The organism is Pantoea sp. E2023-21, from assembly GCF_051302795.1.
Classification (GTDB): domain Bacteria; phylum Pseudomonadota; class Gammaproteobacteria; order Enterobacterales; family Enterobacteriaceae; genus Pantoea; species Pantoea ludwigii_A.
The window spans coordinates 1,295,898-1,311,826 of record NZ_CP195344.1 but is presented as its reverse complement, the minus strand read 5'-3'; the positions used below and the strand labels follow the sequence as shown (position 1 = coordinate 1,311,826).

Below are 15,929 nucleotides of genomic sequence, written 5' to 3'. Positions count from 1 at the left end.
TTAAATCTGATTAAAACCAACCCCGCGCCGCTGGCAGATCTGCAAAAGGTGTACCCCTTCTTCATTCATCGCACAATAAATATCAATGCAATCAATAATTTACGCAAATTTCCTGTAAACCGTTCACTGTGACAGCTACGGATCAACCTCACCAACCCCGCCAACCTCACCCCACATAAAAAATTCTAAGATAGCTCCCCTTACAGGGCATTAGCCTGGCACCGGCTGCACCTTCCTTGCTCCCATCTTTTACCCAGCTCAAGCGTACAGCTACTTAGCGCCGCATCACAGATGAGAATCATTCTCATTAAAAATCCTGGAATATCCGAGGCTGATCGAGCGCCAGCGGCGCATAAACCCTGCTTAGTTATGCACATTCTCACAATGTTACAGCTAAACGGACATTTGTTATCTGTGACGTATCTCTAAGTCATTGTTTTATAGCACATAGGAAAAGTTAGGTCACAATCTGTTTAAGAAAGTGACGTATGCCGAAGGCGTCCACAGAGGCACAAAGTAATAACAATTAGTGACTATCAATCAGTGGTCAGATCTGCCTTCGGAATCTACGATTTTTGACGCTTTATGGCCTGTTTTCGGTGCGCGAATGTAGACAAGGAAAGGTGTTGCCTAACAGACATTCGATTGTGTGAATTCGACAATCATCCACTGATCACGCTGCAAGCCTTGCTACACCAGACTTTGTGAAAGTTAGCAAAGTGATGAAAGTTAACTTTGAGACTTTTACTTTAACTTTGAACAATGAAAAGTAGGTTTAATTAAGTGGGAGATCTGGCGGGTATGTTCGGGAATACCGCTATGTATTCATGTTAATAACGGTCTATTTAATCTTGCTAATCTGTACGTTATTTTACCGGATTTTTTATTTCATTCTGAGGAGGTAGGGAAGGGCATTGTTAGGCAATCAGAAATGGTAAAAGTATCGTTTTATCCGTAAAGCCGGATTGGATGATAGGTGACAAATTGTCATGCAATAATTTGATCGGTAAATCTTAGGTTTACTATAGAGGGAGGGGTGAAACACCCCCAGGTACTAAACAACCTCAGGGGAGGGGATAATAACCCCCAGGGGGAGGGATGAAAGTACCCCAGGGGGGAGGGGGCAAACCCCCCACTATTAGATCAATTATTAAATTATTTATTAGATCATTTATTAGGAATTACTGAATTGATGGTTTCTTGAACAAGAATTAATGAAGTAATGGTGATCGTTTACTCCTGCTCCTACAGTCGCCCACAGAGCCATGATTGATTGTGCTTACATCGAACGGTTACAAGTTCTACCCTAGCACAATGTAATAGCAGTTAAGCTTTCGATGATCGGTTACACCTCTTCTTCATCTCAACCTTTGATTTGTGTGCTCCCACTGGCTACGCCAATTCATGGACGCCAGACCATGCAGCCAGCTTGCTAATGCCTGGCTATCGTTTAGAAGTGTGCCGCGCTGCTTTCCCTACATTCCACTGTAAGAACCTAAGTTATAGATAACCAAGCTAAATCTAAGCCATTCTGAGGCGCTTTCTAAGTGCTGGTAATACGTTTTCTTACCTTTGAGCTTAGAACGCAGCACAGAGCGTTACAGGTGGGTAGAATTCGATTTGATGATATTTTTGTAAATTAACTTGCATTAAGCCGTAGCTGCTGGTAATCTAAGCGAGCTTAATAAAATAAGTTTTCAAAAAGATTGACAATGAGCCTGTATTCCTGTACTATGAGAAGTAGGGAAACAAAATAATTTTAAAATAGGAGGCTTATTGAAGACCCAAAAAAAGAAAAAACCTGATACTGATTACCTTTCATTTCTTTTATCAGGCGAATGCACAAGGCAATCCCTTCAATCTCAAGCGTTTTACAAACCCGAATCTGCAACTTCTAAGAAAATCCGTGAAGCACTCGCTATACACGCCCTTATTGTCGCGGCTGAAAGGTTGATTGAACTACGAAACCTACACTCTATAACTACCACTTAACAGGAGATCATAACATGGCCTTTGAATCTGGTATGAATCTTAAAATGAAAGCTGAACTTCGTAAGGCGCTATTTGCTGAGGCAACACGCCAGGGAATTTCACCGCCAAAGCTGATAACTAAATTGTTAGAAGCTGAACTACTTAACCCAACTCTAAATGGAGAACCGAATGAATCAAATGAAAGAAAAGCAACATCTGCAAATTGATTATGCAATCTTAGGAATAAAAAAGATCCGCTACAATGGTAAAGATTATAATTTTACTGATGCGCTGAAAACGACTTATGCTTATCTCAAAGGATGGAAAGAAGCCTTCCCAAGTTACAATAAAATAGCTGATGTATTCGGAATAACTCGTGATGCAGCAAAAGAACGAGTGAAAAGCTTAGAAGCTATGGGACTTGTAGAAAGAATTGAAAGGGCAGGGCATTCTAATTACTACTTTGTGAAAGAAATAGATTTTAGTAACGTAAAGGGCCGTTCTTATTCTGAGAACAAAGGAACACGGCAACAAGTCAGAGAGCAAGAAGCTGTTACACAAACTTCCCCGCAAGAGCCACAGCAGTCAGCTACAAACCCCGCTTTACCTTCTGATGTAGTCAAGAATGAACCTGGGTCATCTTCTGATGATAACCAGGACGAACAGCAAACAGAATCGCCCAATGATGTTTATTGTGCTTCGCCCCCTGCAAGTAAAGTTGAACTTGTTATGACGGAAATGCATTTAGATGATTTCGAAGATGGTTATGAAGAAAATGAAGAGCTTGAAGATTGGGAAAGATTAGATAATCCCTCGCCTTCTCAAATTAAACCTTCTTCAATCAGTCAGGCAATGCGCAGTCAACTGTACGGAAAAGATAAGCGTAAGAAAGGCGATTATACAGAACACATACCGTTTTGAGGATAATAAATGAAAGAAAGAAAACTCACTTTACTTGAGCAAGTAATGAGCGCTGAAACGATTGAGGAACTATCAAAGCGCCTCAAAGTTTCAGAAGAGGTTATAGAAAAGCTACAGCAGTTAGCTAAACGATACAGAATAAAATAAATAGGAGGAGAGTTGGGCTATAGAGATCAAAAGGGATTGGAAGATGCAGAGCTTTATTTAGGATTCAATAATAAAAATGATAGGAAGGGCATCAAGAAGGTTAAAAGAACATTCAAGAGTAAGAGCAAGCCGCCTGTTATAAAATTCACCGTTAACGATTCACCAGAGCTTTCACCAGAAGAAAAACTAACAATTGATGAAATCTGTGCTGATAGCGGTGTTTTCTTCAAGCCTCGTAAAAGAAAAACAGCAAAGTTCAATTCTACAGAACCTTGGCACTTTATCTTTCCCGATCTGCATTCCTATCAAGGTTGGCTATACGCGAACCGCCTTACCAATGCAATGTATAGTGGTTATTCAGTTGACGTATTCGATCTGACTGAATCAGGCGAGGGGATTCTATGATAGCTGATAATCCTATTCTATTACACCGCTTGCAGAAGCACAGGTAATACAAACAAATAATTGATGCATACGAAAAAAGCAAAAGCCCTTCCTGTGTGGCAAGGCAATTTATGTTATCAGAATCAGAAGCCGCATTAGTTTGCGGAATCATCCAAACTTTAAAGGAGAATAACAATAATGAATGAAGGAAAAAGCGATGTTAAAGCCAACTTTGACGAATTTTGGGATTGTGTAGGGGATGTGGTTTTCTCACTGGTGCAATCTGATTACAGCAGCACAGATACTTTTCTATCTAACTATGAGTTTGTGAAAGAGAGGTATTTCAAATTCAATGACACACTAACGCCAGATGATAGAAAGTTCTTAGCAGAGAATCATCTTTGTGAATTTGTTGAGTTTCTCCAGTGCAGCACAGCAATTGCGGCAATTGGGGCAACACTTGACCATGTTAGCCGACCGCAGACAGGCGCAGCCATTCACTAAAATGCATAAGTATGCGATAAAGTCGAAATAATCCGTACAGATGAACAAAATTACTTGCATAATTATGCGTTTTCGTGTACAATAATCTTAGGTAGGGATCTTGAAGTCCTTCCAATACAGGTAGCCGCATTCACCTGTGCCTGAAAGAGTTCATGCTCAAACTGCACCAAATTTATTATCGGAAACGATCTTAACGTTCTTTATCTAAAGAAAAAAGTTCCCGTCTTGCGCTTTATAAGGTGTGGCAGCCAAAGACAACATACAATTGAAAGCTTGTATGCTCCTAAAAATTATTAAGGGAATTTGATTCCCTTCTTGTTTAAAAGCGTGGCTATTCAGCGGCGCTTTCACAGAATAACATTATGCCATAATGTTTATGGCTGCCTTATCATTCCGGTAGCCTCTCTAAGAAAGTCATTGCTATAAATGATCATTAGCTGTTCGGCTTCTCTCAGAAATGCGAGAGGCCATTTTTTATTTAAAGGTCTGAAATGAAAAAAGACGTAATTATAAAGAAAGCTACTCCAGATGGAAAAGTAGCTATCACAATGTTTGCTGATCCAGAAATCGCAAACGAGATTGTAAGACTTGCTAAAGAAGCCGCTATAGAAGTTATCGACGGTGGACAGATTGAAACCGTAGCTAAGTCTGCAACTCAAGCTGATGTATTCAGCCGTATTCAAGAGATGGCAGAAGAAATGCACAAAACAAAAAAGGCTACAGTAAAAGAAAAGTCTCTTACTGATCGACTTATCGAAAAGATGAAACAATAACAATAAGGAGTATCATTTAAATGATCGCTTACTCTAATACACCACTGACAATTAAAGACGTGGTATCGCACGAAATCACCGCATTTAGTCGCCGCACAATTAATGTTGCCCTGAAACAGGACTGTGTTCCAGGAACGGTTATCACTGCCGCTGGCGCACTTGTTGGCCCTGGCGCTACATCAGCTTATGTTGTGCTTGAATACGCTAAACAAAGCACTGACGCTGTTAATGTAATGGTAGCTGGTACGAACGTTTGGCTTAAACGCTTTGCACTGCAATGTAATGATGTAGATAAAGCTGTAGAACTGCTTTCCGCTGATCCGGCTGTACGCTTTTCAGATGCTGCAACCCTGCCAACAACCTAATAAGGGAGAATAATAATAAATGGCTAATTTCAATTACTCACAATGGGGAATGACTGATCTTGTTCCTGCATTTTCTCTAACTTCACAGCAAAACTACCTGCTACAGGCTTTGGGTATTTTTGAGAAAGAATCAAGTGCATCTGTTCGCGTAGCATTTGACCGCCTGGCAGAATCAAATCAATCTCTATTAAATACGCCTAAAAAGCGTTATGATTTTTCGCACAATTCTACTGAACTTGGGAACGCTTCTAACTACCTGGTTGAAATCCCTTATTTCCTTCGTCACGATACCATTAGCGCCGCTGATTTCCAGAAAGGAAACCGCCGTGCAGGTCGTAGCGATGATGAAACCTATACAGACATTTTAGGCGATTACATTCAGGCTCACGCTAAAGCACACAAACGCACAGTAGAAAGTATGTACGCTCGTGCTCTTTTCAAAGGTGAAGTGTTCGCGCCTTACAATCCCGAAGAAGATTTAGACGATAAAGCACGTAAAGTTATCGACTATGCTGCAAGCTTTGACGCTCCTTTCATGACCGATACTATTGATTTAGCGTCAAGCACTACTTTCGACGTGTTGGAGGCTTTCAATGGCTATCTTGACCGCATTAATGCTGCCGCTGATGGCCTTTATTCTGACATTACACGTGTTGTAGTGTTTGCGGGTGCTGATGCTTATTCTAAATTGCGTTTCCATCCTTCAATGAAAGAAGCTTTCCAATACGTTAGCCCACTGGATGCAGGAAACATTATTGTGCAGCGCCAGGAACTTTTACCAGCAGTGCAAACTATGTCGCTTCCAGGTCTAAGCGTTGACGTTATCAAGGTAACTAATCCGCTGCTAACTGCATACCTTGCAAGTAATGAGCTAATTATGATGCCAATCTTCCGCGCTGGCACTAACGCTTATCAGCACATCTATTCTCCTGCGTCTACCAATACACGTTTAGCACGAAGTGGTGATCTACAAGAGTATTACTCTTACCTGATCGAGAAAGATTTAGGTGAAGAAGACATTTATAGTGAAGCCGGGATTCTTCCTGTTAACCATGTTACCAACATGACATTGAAGATTACCGCCAGCCTGTAATGCTCAAAAAAGTATTAACTTTCATTGCAATTATTACTTTTGAAATGATTGTAATTGTGTGGGCGGCATCGTCGCCCATTACCCATTTTCTACAGGGGTTATAATAATGAAAATTCAATTTACCGATGAAAGCGGGAGTGTTGTTGTTTGGGATGTGCCAGAAGATAAACTTCAGAGTCTTTTAAATGTTCGTGCCTGTGCAAAGCATTTCGGAATTAACGAAAACACCGCTTGGACACGTATTAAACGTGGCTGGCATGTGCTGTTAGCATTGGCAACAGAAGAACCAAAACAATAAAGCTTTTCGCTTATTAAGCCCTGCCTTTCCAAAAGGGCGGGGCTTTTTTATGCCAACAATAAACATTGCCCATGAAATGGGTTAATTGAAAATTAAACCGCTTTGCGGTCATAAGGAGTTAATAAGATGGCAGGAAATAGAATAGATGCCGCAACACTGGTTAACAGAGTTACGTATCAGACAGACATTGCAGCCTTACGCAGAGTACGTAAACAGATCCGTGATCTGAAAAAGAAGTTTAACGAGTCAGACGAAAAAACCCATAAAGATGCACTTAAACGCACCCGTTTAGAATCCGCAGCGCGTATACGTGAAGCACGTCGAGAAGCCAGAGAACTACGTCGTTTAGGTGCTAACCGTGGTCCAGGTGGCAACCGTGGCGGATCAGGTGGTGGAAGCCGCAGCGGTGGACGTAGCGAAGCTGAGCGCGAAGCAGCACGCCAGCGTAAAGAACAAGAGCGCCAGCAGGCCAAACAGCGCCGCGATGAAGAAAGACGTGTAAGACAGCAGGGAACCCGCAACGAACGTGCTGATCTCATGCGCCGTTCACGTGGTTTCGACATAACCAGAATGCAGGGGCTGAACGCTGAGCAAAGGCATAACGGAATTCGTGAGGCGCACCGTATCAGCGAAGAGTACCGCAACCAAACGATAAGCCTACAGCAGGCAAACGAGGCGCTACGCCAGCAACGCCGCCAGCTTGAAAGCATCGCACGTCAACAACGCCAAGCTAACCGCCGTGCAGGTGTGCCACAGCCACGACACAGCCGCCTTGCAGCAGGTTTAGCGGCAACTGGTGCAGTTGGTGCAATCGGTTATGGTGCTGAACGCCTGACAGGTGCAGCCAGGGAAACACTGGCGGGAAGTATCGAGCGCAACGCAGGACGCCAGCAGCTAAACACACAAGGTGTTAGCACAATTGAAGCTGATGCACTGATCAACCAGGTACGCGCCAGAACAGGTAGAACATTGACCTATGAACAGCTCAGTGATCAGGCTAAGGACTACCGAGAAAAGACGGGGGAGCTTTCATTAGGTAAATGGAATCAGGCTAAGGATGGTTCCTGGTCCCTGGGAAGCGCCGGAGAGATGGCGGATCTTGTCAATGCAGTAACACAGCGCGGCGGGAAAGCAGCAGGGCAGCAGGTACAGCAGAACCTGCAAAACATGAGCTTTACAGATTACCTTGTTTACCTTCGCCAGCTTCAAAAGCAATTCAAGTTCACTGATCAGCAAATGACTTTCTTTGCGGAAACCGTCAACGATGGTTCATTAGCATTGGGCGGCATCGATCAGACAGGTAAAAACTTGGATGACACGATGATGCAGATTGCCCGTTCAGGCCAAAGCCTTACCGATGAACAAAGCAAGAATCTAACTTACCTGGCTAACCTCGGATCAGTCGCACAGTCTGCATCTGATAACCTGGGTGATTCTTTCAGCAGTGCTTTTGCAGGACGTATGAAAGAGTTAGGGATCGGGGCTGATGAAACCCGCCAGAGCTTTGCAGAATTGAAACCTATCATGCGTGAGCTAGGCGAGACTGTAGGCGAAATCACAGCATGGGTGAGTAAACATCTTGGAATGATTCCAGGTAGTGCCTCCTATAATTCAGAAACTTACAAACAGAGTTACCAGGCGGCATTAGATCACAAAGATGATAATCCGTTAGAACAATTTGCCTACAAGCGCTGGAACTCAACAAGCACCGCAGGTGAGGCAGGTTGGAATGATGCAATGGCGGGTAAAGCAATGGATCAGAACTTTATCGGGGCTGATGTAGGGAACAACTTTACTCCGCAGGCAGTCAATCAGAGCAACTACGATAGCCTGATGAATCGTTCTAACCCGTTCAATTTGCAACTACCACCAATCAACCAGAATCTGTCTACTGATGTTCACGTTCATGTCGATGGTGCGCAGCTTATGAAATTATTTAATGGTGTAGCTGATCAGCGCATAGAAAATAGTTGGGATTCGATGACATTCGATATTAATCAGATGACATTCAATAATTGATGCAACCACAAGATGTAGTGCTTATAAGAACATTAGGAATCAACATGGTGTATTTTCGGTTGACGGGGATTGTTTGGTCATTTAGGATTTTCTTTAGAGAGCAGGTGCCGTACTTGCTCCGATGCCTGAAGGGGGCGCTATGACTCACAAGATTGGTCGTGATGCAGAAACTGGGCGGTTCATAACTGTTAAGGAAGCTCAAAAGCGACCTAAAACAACGGTTGTTGAGACTGTGAAATCCCCTAAGAAAAAAGGTAAGTAGTCTGAAGCTGTTTTAATCGTCAACCTCTGGAGATACACATGGCAGACAATTTAAACATTCGACAACCAGTAGATAAGCGATTCATTAATCTTCACGAATCGTGGGAAGTTGAATACTGGACTAAAACGTTTGGCGTCACTGTTGCCCAATTGCGTGAAGCAGTAGCAAAAGCGGGTAATGGTACTGAGAAAGTTAGGCAATTTCTTGGTAAGTAAAACGCGATTAACCTTTAACCCCTCCTTGAGGGGTTTTTTATTGTCTAAAGTTGGGTAACACCTTGTACAACAAAGGAGATTACAAGGTGTTGTACATCCTGTATAATGGGGCCACAGGTTAAGCGTAACCTATTGATTTATAAGATCTAAGAAATCCCAATCCGACGCCTGGGAAGGCGACAACGAGGCTCCATGAGCGAAAAATTACAGAAAGTATTAGCGCGTGCCGGTCACGGTTCGCGTCGCGAAATCGAAACCATGATTTCTGCCGGACGTGTCAGCGTTGACGGCAAACTGGCGACGCTTGGCGATCGCGTCGAAAGTGATAAATCTTTGAAAATCCGTATTGATGGCCATCTGGTGTCCATCGCTGAGTCGGCGACCGAAGTGTGTCGCGTACTGGCGTATTACAAACCAGAGGGTGAACTCTGTACCCGTAACGATCCGGAAGGACGCCCAACCGTGTTTGATCGTCTGCCGCGTCTGCGTGGTTCACGTTGGATTGCCGTCGGTCGTCTGGATGTGAATACGTGCGGGCTGATGCTGTTCACCACCGATGGTGAACTGGCTAACCGTTTGATGCACCCAAGCCGTGAAGTTGAGCGTGAATACGCGGTTCGCGTGTTTGGCGAAGTGGATGACGATAAGATCCGTCAACTGAGCAAAGGCGTGCAACTGGAAGATGGTCCGGCCTCGTTTAAAACCATTAAGTTTGCGGGTGGCGAAGGGATCAACCAGTGGTACAACGTGACGCTGACCGAAGGACGTAACCGCGAAGTGCGTCGTCTGTGGGAAGCGGTGGGCGTGCAGGTAAGTCGTCTGATGCGTGTCCGCTACGGTGATATTCAGCTGCCGAAAGGTCTGCCACGCGGCGGTTGGATCGAGATGGAATTACCCGCGGTGAACTATCTGCGCACTTTAGTCAGTATGCCCGAAGAGACAGTAACCAAAGTCGCAGTAGAAAAAGATCGTCGTCGCACCAAAGCTAACCAAATCCGTCGTGCGGTAAAACGTCACGGTGTGGTGAGCAACAATTCCCGTCGTAATAACACGAAACGCGGTTCCTGATGCGAATGCTGACGCCGCGTTCTGCGGCGTCAGGTTTTACCAATCTATTCCTTGTTGTGCCTGAATGCCCGCATCGAACGCATGTTTCACCGGACGCATTTCCGTCACAGTATCCGCTAAGTCCAGTAAGGTACGATGACAGCCGCGACCGGTAATGATCACGGTTTGCTGTAATGGACGTCGTTTCAGCGCCTCGGTCAGCTCTTCTAAATCCAGATAATCCATGCTCACCATGTAGGTGATTTCATCGAGGATCAGCAGATCGACGCTGTCATCCGCCAGCATGCGACGCGCCTGCTGCCACACCAACTGACACGCGATGGTATCCGTTTCGCGGTTTTGCGTATCCCAGGTAAAACCGGTGGACATCACCTGGAATTCGACACCGTGCTGTTCCAGTAGATTGCGTTCACCATTCGGCCATTCGCCTTTAATGAATTGTACCGCCGCCACTTTTTTACCATGACCGCAGGCGCGCAACGCGGTACCGAAAGCGGCGGTGGTTTTACCTTTGCCGTTGCCGGTGAACACCATCAAAATGCCGCGCGTCTCATTAGCAGCGGCGATACGGGCATCAACCTGTTCTTTCAGTCGTTGCTGGCGTTGCTGATGACGATCGCTCATGCGCTTGCGGGTCCCGCTTTGCGTCCGGGCTGCGCATCAAAGCTGGTGCCGGTTTTACGCCGACTATCATCGCCCATTAAGTAAAGGTAGAGCGGCATCAAATCAGCGGGTGTTTTGAGCAAATTAGCATCCTCTTCCGGGAACGCACTGGCACGCATTTTGGTACGTGTGCCGCCGGGATTAATGCAGTTAACCCGTAAATGGCCGTTTTTATATTCATCGGCCAGCACCTGCATCATGCCTTCAGTGGCAAACTTTGAGACCGCATACGCACCCCAACCTGCACGCCCGGTACGGCCGACACTGGAAGTAGTAAACACCAGCGATCCGGCGTCCGATTTCAGCAGCAACGGAAGCAATGCCTGCGTTAAATAGAAGGTGGCATCAAGGTTAATCTGCATCACATCACGCCAGATTTGAGGATCGAGTTCTTCTAACGGCACGATCTCCCCCAAAATGCCGGCATTATGCAGCACACCATCCAGACGCGGCACCAGCGCAGCGACCTGTTCGGCCAACTGCTGGCAACTTTCTGGTGTAGCTTCAGCCAAATCCAGTAATAAAGAAGTTGCTGGCTGTTGGTTTAACTGGCTGATGGCTTGCTCAGTGGTGTGCAGCGTCTCGGCATTGCGTCCCAACAGGATGACGCGCGCACCATAGCGCGCATAGGTCAGCGCCGCTTCACGGCCAATGCCGTCGGAAGCGCCAGTGACGAGGATGATGCGATTTTCCAGTAGATCGCTTTTCGGTTGATAATGCACAGCGATGTCCTTTGGTTGGGTCAGAAGGTTTTTGGCTTTATGCCTTAATTTGCCGCCCGGTGCAATCACTCTGCCTCGCATTCTGTGCCGCCAGCGGGCATTTCAGGCGACGACAGCGCGCAAAGCGGGTAAACTCAAACTTGTTGTAATTTACTGTTTAATAAGGCGGCAGAATGGATTTTTTCTCCAGTTACGGATTATTTCTGGCTAAGGCTGTCACCATAGTGGTGGCGATCGCAGCTATTGTTCTGATTGTGCTTAATGCCGCGCTGCGTAAACGTCACAGCAGCGGGCAGCTGCGTTTGACCCATCTTGATGATGATTATCGTGAGATGAAAGAAGAGTTACAGCTCGCCAAAATGAAACCGCAGGCGCAGAAAGTATGGCTTAAGCAGCAGAAGAAAGAAGAGAAACAAAAGGCTAAAACCGAGAAACGCAATGCCAAAGCTGGCGTGAGCGAAACACCTAAACCAACACTCTATGTGCTGGAGTTCAAAGGTAGCATGGACGCGAGTGAAGTTGCCTCGTTGCGTGAAGAGATCTCCGCCGTGCTGGCGGTTGCCGCGCCTGGTGACGAAGTGCTGTTACGTCTGGAAAGTCCCGGCGGCGTGGTGCATGGTTACGGCTTGGCGGCTTCGCAACTGCAACGCTTACGCGATGCGGGCCTACAACTGACTGCCGTGGTGGATAAAGTCGCCGCCAGCGGCGGTTACATGATGGCTTGCGTAGCGGATCGTATTGTGGCCGCTCCGTTTTCAATCATTGGATCGATCGGCGTGGTCGCGCAGATTCCAAACTTCAATCGCCTGTTAAAACGTAACAATATTGATGTCGAGCTGCATACCGCCGGTCAATATAAGCGTACGTTGACGCTGTTTGGTGAAAACACCGAAGAAGGGCGTGAAAAATTCCAGGAAGATCTTAATGAAACGCATCAGCTGTTCAAGGATTTTGTGCAGCAGATGCGTCCGTCCCTCGATCTCAACAAGGTGGCGACCGGCGAGCATTGGTATGGACGTCAGGCGCTGGATTTAGGCCTGGTCGATGAAATTGGCACTAGCGACGCGTTGATTATCAAAAATATGGAACGCTTTACCGTGCTGGGCGTGCATTTCGCGCGGAAGCGGAAAATGATGGACCGCTTTACTAGCAGCGCGAGCCTGGCGGCTGAGCGATTGATTCTGAAAATATGGCAGCGCGGTGAGAAGCCGCTGCTGTAAGTGAGCCCGGCAATTGCCGGGCTTTTTTTATGCCAGATGATATTGAGAGGAGAGCTCGACCGCGAGGTGTTTAAACACGTTAAACACCGTGGTGGTTTTGGCGGTAGGCAAGCCTTCAGAATCGAGAAAATAGGGACCGCGAAACACCAATACGTCGCCTTGCTGAATCACATCGTCTGCTTCTAATCCAACAAAATAATTGTCGTGCTGCGTGATTATCTGATTGGCTATTTCCAGTAACATCTGGCGTGAAATAGATTCCGTTGGCCCTGACATTTTACACCTCTTTTTTGACAGCCATTTTTCTCCTTCTATATTACTTGCGAGTCGTCGCGTTCAGCAAATCAGCGTTGCGTCAGAAAAATGGCGCAAAATTAGGCAGAATGCTAATTAAGTTGCGTAACGGATTTTATCAGGTAGAGTGTGGGCGATTCAGCTTTCAGGGAGATCGCACCCGGATGTGTGGTTCTGTCAGATGGAAAACTCGCTCTTAATCATAAAGTTGCAGAAGTCGACGCAATCTGACCTGAGATTATCCCAGCTGCCTTGTAATGCGAAATTGTGGCAGCAATATTGAACCCATTGGGTTTTGGGACCTCCAATTCTCTCCCGTTTATCAGGACGTTTCATTTAGGTAAAGGTACATATGGGTAAATCACTCGTAATCGTTGAGTCCCCGGCAAAGGCCAAAACAATCAATAAATACCTCGGTAATGACTACGTGGTGAAATCCAGCGTCGGTCATATCCGTGATTTGCCGACCAGTGGTTCAACTGCCCGTAAAAGTGCCGACGGGGAAAAAGCGAAGCCTGGCAAAAAGGTTAAGAAAGATGAGAAAGCCGCTTTAGTCAATCGCATGGGTGTCGATCCCTGGCATGGTTGGGAAGCGGATTATCAAATTCTGCCGGGCAAAGAAAAAGTTGTCGCTGAGTTGAAAAATCTGGCAGCTGACGCTGACCACATCTATCTCGCAACCGACCTTGACCGCGAAGGGGAAGCCATTGCCTGGCACCTGCGGGAAGTGATCGGTGGGGACGATAAACGCTTTAGCCGCGTGGTGTTTAACGAAATCACCAAGAATGCGATTCGTCAGGCGTTTGATAAGCCGGGCGAGCTCAATATTGAACGTGTTAATGCCCAGCAAGCGCGCCGCTTTATGGATCGCGTGGTGGGTTATATGGTTTCGCCGCTGCTGTGGAAGAAAATTGCCCGTGGCTTGTCAGCCGGTCGCGTTCAGTCTGTTGCTGTGCGTCTGGTGGTTGAGCGCGAGCACGAAATCAAAGCCTTCGTGCCAGAAGAGTACTGGGAAATCGATGCTGATTTCGCCACGCCGAAAGGCGCCGATCTGGCCATGCAGGTCACACATCAGAATGACAAAGCGTTCCGCCCGGTTAATCGTGAGCAAACTCACGCGGCGGTCGCTATTTTGCAGAAAGCGCGTTATGAAGTGTTGGATCGTGAAGACAAGCCGACCAGCAGCAAGCCTTCTGCACCTTTTATTACTTCAACGTTGCAACAGGCCGCAAGCACGCGTCTTGGCTTCGGCGTTAAGAAGACCATGATGATGGCGCAGCGCTTGTATGAAGCCGGTCACATCACCTATATGCGTACCGACTCCACCAACCTGAGCCAGGATGCAGTGGCGATGGCGCGTGACTATGTTGAAAGCAGCTTCGGTAAGAAATATCTGCCAGATGCGCCCAATACGTATGCCAGCAAAGAGAATTCACAGGAAGCGCATGAAGCCATTCGTCCTTCAGATGTGAATATCGTGGCAGAGCAGCTGAAAGATATGGAAGCCGACGCGCAGAAACTCTATCAGCTAATTTGGCGCCAATTCGTTGCCTGCCAAATGGTACCGGCCCAGTACGACTCCACTACACTGACCGTGGGCGCGGCTGAGTTCAAATTGAAAGCCAAAGGCCGCACGCTGCGTTTTGATGGCTGGACGCGCGTGATGCCTGCGCTGCGTAAAAATGATGAAGATCTAACGCTGCCGCCGGTTGATGTAGGCGACATGCTGGATCTTAAAGAACTGATGCCAAGCCAGCACTTCACCAAACCGCCGGCGCGCTTCAGTGAAGCTTCGCTGGTACGCGAGCTGGAAAAACGCGGTATTGGTCGTCCATCAACCTATGCCTCGATTATCTCAACTATTCAGGACCGTGGTTACGTGCGTGTAGAGAACCGCCGTTTCTACGCTGAAAAAATGGGTGAAATTGTTACCGATCGTCTTGAGTCTAATTTCCGCGAACTGATGAATTATGACTTCACCGCGCGCATGGAAAACAGCCTCGATCAGGTGGCTAATAATGAAGCCGAATGGAAAGCGGTGCTCGATTCCTTCTTCAGCGATTTCAGCCAGCAGTTAGATCACGCTGAAAAAGATCCGGAAGAGGGCGGCATGCAGCCGAACCAGATGGTGTTGACATCGATTGATTGCCCGACTTGCAGCCGTCCAATGGGCATTCGTACAGCCAGCACCGGTGTGTTCCTGGGTTGTTCGGGTTATGCCTTGCCGCCAAAAGAACGCTGCAAGCAAACCATCAATCTGATCCCGGAAAATGAAGTGCTTAACGTGCTGGAGGGCGATGATGCCGAAACCAACGCGTTGCGCGCCCGTCGCCGTTGCCAGAAGTGTGGTACTGCGATGGATAGCTATCTCATCGATAATCAGCGTAAGCTGCACGTCTGCGGTAATAATCCAGAATGTGATGGCTACGAGATCGAGCAGGGCGAGTTCCGTATCAAGGGCTATGATGGTCCGATTGTTGAGTGCGAGAAATGCGGCTCTGAAATGCACCTTAAAATGGGCCGTTTCGGTAAGTACATGGCTTGTACTAACGACGAATGCAAAAACACCCGCAAGATTCTGCGTAATGGTGACGTCGCGCCGCCAAAAGAAGATCCGGTGCCGCTGCCAGAACTGGAGTGCGAAAAATCGGACGCTTACTTTGTGTTGCGTGATGGCGCAGCGGGCGTGTTCCTTGCCGCTAATACCTTCCCGAAATCGCGTGAAACCCGCGCGCCGCTGGTGGAGGAGCTGAAACGCTTTGCCGATCGTCTGCCAGAAAAGCTGAAGTATCTGTCAGAAGCGCCAGCCACCGATCCGGAAGGCAATAAAACGATGGTGCGTTTCAGTCGTAAAACGAAACAGCAGTATGTTTCATCGGAAAAAGATGGCAAAGCCACCGGCTGGTCAATGTTCTATATTGATGGCAAATGGCAGGACGCGAAAAAGTAACTCCTCTTAAGGCCAGCGTCTGCTGGCCTTTCTCTTATCCTTATAGCTAATCGTTCTACA

General features: G+C 46.7%; 17 protein-coding genes. 14 read left to right on the top strand and 3 right to left on the bottom strand.

The genetic code is table 11. The annotated features are described in order from the left end of the window. Positions 1-2,006: 2,006 nt before the first annotated feature. From ACRQ84_RS06210 to rluB, 12 genes are all read left to right on the top strand, one after another. Positions 2,007-2,198, top strand: a complete 192-nt coding sequence (locus tag ACRQ84_RS06210) for a hypothetical protein (RefSeq protein WP_483817502.1) — start codon at positions 2,007-2,009, stop codon at positions 2,196-2,198. After that, positions 2,161-2,892, top strand: a complete 732-nt coding sequence (locus ACRQ84_RS06205) for a hypothetical protein (protein WP_483817501.1) — start codon at positions 2,161-2,163, stop codon at positions 2,890-2,892. The genes ACRQ84_RS06210 and ACRQ84_RS06205 overlap by 38 nt, the downstream gene beginning before the upstream one ends. Positions 2,893-2,901: 9 nt before the next feature. After that, positions 2,902-3,039: a hypothetical protein gene (locus tag ACRQ84_RS06200; RefSeq protein ID WP_483817500.1), complete on the top strand. Its 138-nt coding sequence runs from the start codon at positions 2,902-2,904 to the stop codon at positions 3,037-3,039. Positions 3,040-3,051: 12 nt separating this feature from the next. After that, positions 3,052-3,444 carry a hypothetical protein gene (locus tag ACRQ84_RS06195; RefSeq protein WP_483817499.1) on the top strand — a complete coding sequence of 131 codons (393 nt, stop codon included), beginning with the start codon at positions 3,052-3,054 and terminating at the stop codon, positions 3,442-3,444. Positions 3,445-3,621: 177 nt separating this feature from the next. Continuing rightward, positions 3,622-3,927: a hypothetical protein gene (locus ACRQ84_RS06190; RefSeq protein WP_483817498.1), complete on the top strand. Its 306-nt coding sequence runs from the start codon at positions 3,622-3,624 to the stop codon at positions 3,925-3,927. A 491-nt stretch (positions 3,928-4,418) separates the two neighbouring features. Then, positions 4,419-4,700, top strand: coding sequence for a hypothetical protein (locus ACRQ84_RS06185; protein ID WP_483817497.1), 282 nt, complete (start codon positions 4,419-4,421; stop codon positions 4,698-4,700). Between the two features lie 20 nt (positions 4,701-4,720). Continuing rightward, positions 4,721-5,065 (top strand): hypothetical protein, encoded by a 345-nt coding sequence (locus tag ACRQ84_RS06180; RefSeq protein ID WP_483817496.1) that lies wholly within the window; start codon positions 4,721-4,723, stop codon positions 5,063-5,065. Between the two features lie 19 nt (positions 5,066-5,084). Then, positions 5,085-6,158 carry a major capsid protein gene (locus ACRQ84_RS06175; RefSeq protein WP_483817495.1) on the top strand — a complete coding sequence of 358 codons (1,074 nt, stop codon included), beginning with the start codon at positions 5,085-5,087 and terminating at the stop codon, positions 6,156-6,158. A gap of 106 nt (positions 6,159-6,264) precedes the next feature. Continuing rightward, positions 6,265-6,456: a hypothetical protein gene (locus ACRQ84_RS06170; protein WP_483817494.1), complete on the top strand. Its 192-nt coding sequence runs from the start codon at positions 6,265-6,267 to the stop codon at positions 6,454-6,456. 126 nt (positions 6,457-6,582) lie between these two features. Next, positions 6,583-8,475 (top strand): phage tail tape measure protein, encoded by a 1,893-nt coding sequence (locus tag ACRQ84_RS06165; RefSeq protein WP_483817493.1) that lies wholly within the window; start codon positions 6,583-6,585, stop codon positions 8,473-8,475. A 300-nt stretch (positions 8,476-8,775) separates the two neighbouring features. Beyond that, positions 8,776-8,952: a DUF3606 domain-containing protein gene (locus tag ACRQ84_RS06160; protein ID WP_483817492.1), complete on the top strand. Its 177-nt coding sequence runs from the start codon at positions 8,776-8,778 to the stop codon at positions 8,950-8,952. A gap of 192 nt (positions 8,953-9,144) precedes the next feature. Next, positions 9,145-10,020 carry a 23S rRNA pseudouridine(2605) synthase RluB gene (gene rluB / locus ACRQ84_RS06155; RefSeq protein WP_064738819.1) on the top strand — a complete coding sequence of 292 codons (876 nt, stop codon included), beginning with the start codon at positions 9,145-9,147 and terminating at the stop codon, positions 10,018-10,020. Between the two features lie 36 nt (positions 10,021-10,056). Here rluB and cobO read toward each other — a convergent pair whose 3' ends face one another. Then, on the bottom strand, positions 10,057-10,644 hold the full coding sequence (cobO, locus tag ACRQ84_RS06150; protein ID WP_483817491.1) for a cob(I)yrinic acid a,c-diamide adenosyltransferase: 588 nt from the start codon (positions 10,642-10,644) through the stop codon (positions 10,057-10,059). Further along, on the bottom strand, positions 10,641-11,405 hold the full coding sequence (locus ACRQ84_RS06145) for a YciK family oxidoreductase (protein WP_483817490.1): 765 nt from the start codon (positions 11,403-11,405) through the stop codon (positions 10,641-10,643). The genes cobO and ACRQ84_RS06145 overlap by 4 nt, the downstream gene beginning before the upstream one ends. Positions 11,406-11,578: 173 nt before the next feature. On the opposite strand from ACRQ84_RS06145, the gene sohB reads away from it, so the two are divergent. Further along, positions 11,579-12,625, top strand: coding sequence for a protease SohB (gene sohB / locus ACRQ84_RS06140; protein ID WP_483817489.1), 1,047 nt, complete (start codon positions 11,579-11,581; stop codon positions 12,623-12,625). Between the two features lie 27 nt (positions 12,626-12,652). On the opposite strand, the gene ACRQ84_RS06135 is transcribed toward sohB, so the two are convergent. Next, the gene (locus ACRQ84_RS06135; RefSeq protein WP_483817488.1) at positions 12,653-12,901 is read right to left on the bottom strand and encodes a DUF2498 family protein; all 249 of its coding nucleotides are present in this window, start codon (positions 12,899-12,901) and stop codon (positions 12,653-12,655) included. Between the two features lie 370 nt (positions 12,902-13,271). On the opposite strand from ACRQ84_RS06135, the gene topA reads away from it, so the two are divergent. After that, a complete protein-coding gene (topA, locus tag ACRQ84_RS06130) occupies positions 13,272-15,869 on the top strand; it encodes a type I DNA topoisomerase (RefSeq protein ID WP_483817487.1) in 2,598 nt (865 codons plus the stop codon). The last annotated feature ends 60 nt before the right edge of the window (positions 15,870-15,929 follow it).

Excerpts from the sequence above, each read along its gene's own strand:
- ACRQ84_RS06210 (WP_483817502.1), top strand. The coding sequence starts at position 2,007 with ATGGCCTTTGAATCTGGTATGAATCTTAAAATGAAAGCTGAACTTCGT.
- ACRQ84_RS06205 (WP_483817501.1), top strand. The coding sequence starts at position 2,161 with ATGAATCAAATGAAAGAAAAGCAACATCTGCAAATTGATTATGCAATC.
- ACRQ84_RS06200 (WP_483817500.1), top strand. The coding sequence starts at position 2,902 with ATGAAAGAAAGAAAACTCACTTTACTTGAGCAAGTAATGAGCGCTGAA.
- ACRQ84_RS06190 (WP_483817498.1), top strand. The coding sequence starts at position 3,622 with ATGAATGAAGGAAAAAGCGATGTTAAAGCCAACTTTGACGAATTTTGG.
- ACRQ84_RS06185 (WP_483817497.1), top strand. The coding sequence starts at position 4,419 with ATGAAAAAAGACGTAATTATAAAGAAAGCTACTCCAGATGGAAAAGTA.
- ACRQ84_RS06180 (WP_483817496.1), top strand. The coding sequence starts at position 4,721 with ATGATCGCTTACTCTAATACACCACTGACAATTAAAGACGTGGTATCG.
- ACRQ84_RS06175 (WP_483817495.1), top strand. The coding sequence starts at position 5,085 with ATGGCTAATTTCAATTACTCACAATGGGGAATGACTGATCTTGTTCCT.
- ACRQ84_RS06170 (WP_483817494.1), top strand. The coding sequence starts at position 6,265 with ATGAAAATTCAATTTACCGATGAAAGCGGGAGTGTTGTTGTTTGGGAT.
- ACRQ84_RS06165 (WP_483817493.1), top strand. The coding sequence starts at position 6,583 with ATGGCAGGAAATAGAATAGATGCCGCAACACTGGTTAACAGAGTTACG.
- ACRQ84_RS06160 (WP_483817492.1), top strand. The coding sequence starts at position 8,776 with ATGGCAGACAATTTAAACATTCGACAACCAGTAGATAAGCGATTCATT.
- rluB (WP_064738819.1), top strand. The coding sequence starts at position 9,145 with ATGAGCGAAAAATTACAGAAAGTATTAGCGCGTGCCGGTCACGGTTCG.
- cobO (WP_483817491.1), bottom strand. The coding sequence starts at position 10,644 with ATGAGCGATCGTCATCAGCAACGCCAGCAACGACTGAAAGAACAGGTT.
- sohB (WP_483817489.1), top strand. The coding sequence starts at position 11,579 with ATGGATTTTTTCTCCAGTTACGGATTATTTCTGGCTAAGGCTGTCACC.
- ACRQ84_RS06135 (WP_483817488.1), bottom strand. The coding sequence starts at position 12,901 with ATGTCAGGGCCAACGGAATCTATTTCACGCCAGATGTTACTGGAAATA.
- topA (WP_483817487.1), top strand. The coding sequence starts at position 13,272 with ATGGGTAAATCACTCGTAATCGTTGAGTCCCCGGCAAAGGCCAAAACA.